Origin of the sequence: Streptomyces sp. NPDC006261, from assembly GCF_040613515.1 — a bacterium.
Taxonomy (GTDB): domain Bacteria; phylum Actinomycetota; class Actinomycetes; order Streptomycetales; family Streptomycetaceae; genus Streptomyces.
Genome location: NZ_JBEXSI010000152.1, coordinates 1 through 1,663 on the forward strand (window position 1 = coordinate 1; position 1,663 = coordinate 1,663).

A 1,663-nucleotide genomic window follows, 5' to 3' on the forward strand; every position below is an offset into this window, starting at 1 on the left:
CAGCCCCGACGAATACGAACGCCGACACCACGCCGCTAAACTCACGCTCGCCGCGTGATCAATAACCGCGTGCCCACCTTCATGGGGGAAGGCCCGAGGCCGCTACCAGAAACGGACTTAACGCCCACTGAGTCTGCTGCAACACGGCGTCCCGCGGGATGCGCTTGCCGAACTGTCATGCTTCCGGACGGAGCTCTATGCCTGTCTGACCGGTCGGCGCGATGCGCTGTTCGAGCTGAGTGATGCCCTGCTGTGCGCGGATGGTCCGGTGAGGACGCTGGTCGAGCTGTCTTTGGAGCCCGAGCATCGGCGCGGGCATGGCGCCTTGTACGGCGGGCTGAACAGCGGGGATCTGGATGTGGCACGGCTGCGCAGAACGCTGGCAGGGCTGCCGCTTCCCCGCACGGCGTCGGGCCGGCTGGTCCTGGCGGTCGACGTGAGCAACTGGCTGAGGCCGGACGCGAATACCAGCCCGGGTGGCCCTATTCCTTCGTGGCCGCTCTGGAACCGGGGCGGACCTCGTGGACTGCCCTGCTGGACGTGGTCCGGTTGTGTCCGTGGGACGACGCGATCGCCGTCACCGCCGGCCAGGTCCGGGACGTTTTTCAGCGGCTGTATGTGACAGGCCAGTGGCAGATCGGTGACCCGCCCGTCCTGGTCGTCGTCGATGCCGGCTATGACGTGACCCGTCTGGCTTTCCTGCTCGCGGACCTGCCCGTGGAACTGCTGGGCCGGATGCGTTCGGACCGCGTCCTGTACTTCCCGCCCCCGCCGCAGCCGGCGGGCAAACGTGGGCGCAAGCCCAAGCGCGGAGCGGAGTTCGCGTTCGAGGTTGAGGCCACTCAACCGGTCCCGTCGGTCACCACGGTGACCGCCACCACTCACTACGGAAAAGCCGTCGCCACTGCCTGGGACCGCCTGCACCCGCTACTGGTCCGGCGCTCGGCCTGGGCCGAACACCCCGAAGGAGACCTGCCGGTCATCGAAGGCACCGTCATCCGTCTTCAGGTCGACCACCTCCGCGGAGACCGCAGCCCCAGGCCGGTCTGGCTGTGGTGGTCGGCCACCGCCGCCACTGCTGGGGATGTGGACCGGCTCTGGCAGGCATTCCTACGCAGATTCGACCTTGAGCACACCTTCAGGATGCTCAAGCAGACGTTGGGGTGGACCGCTCCCAAACTCCGCGAGCCGGCCGCCGCCGACCGCTGGACGTGGCTCGTCATCGCAGCCCACACCCAACTCCGCCTTGCCCGGCCCCTCGCAGAAGACCTCCGTAATCCCTGGGAACGGCCCGCCCGCCAAGGGCGCCCTCACACCCGCGCGCGTCCGTCGAGGATTTCGCCGCCTCCACAGGAAAACGCCTCAGCCGGCCAGCGCACCGAAACCCACCACCGCGGGCCCCAGCAGGCCGATCGGGACGAAGAACAAGCACCGTGCGCGCGAGCACCCCGTCGGGAAACAGCACAAACCGAACCTCGCGGGAGCCATCGCAAGCAGCAGAGCTGCATAAACGCCAAGCTAACCTCGCCGTTTCGGTTGGGGCGGTGAGGCGTCGCTGAGGGGCAGTTGTCGGGTGGCCGACGCGATTGCAGTGTCCGGGCATGCCGGAATCCCGGCGCGGTGGTCGGGTTCTCCAGGGTCCTTCGGGTTGTGGCGGGCAGGT

1 pseudogene is annotated in these 1,663 nt (G+C 68.1%); it reads left to right on the forward strand.

The window, feature by feature from the left end:
• Positions 1–127: 127 nt before the first annotated feature.
• Positions 128–1,510, forward strand: a pseudogene (locus tag ABZ154_RS34970) (NF041680 family putative transposase).
• The last annotated feature ends 153 nt before the right edge of the window (positions 1,511–1,663 follow it).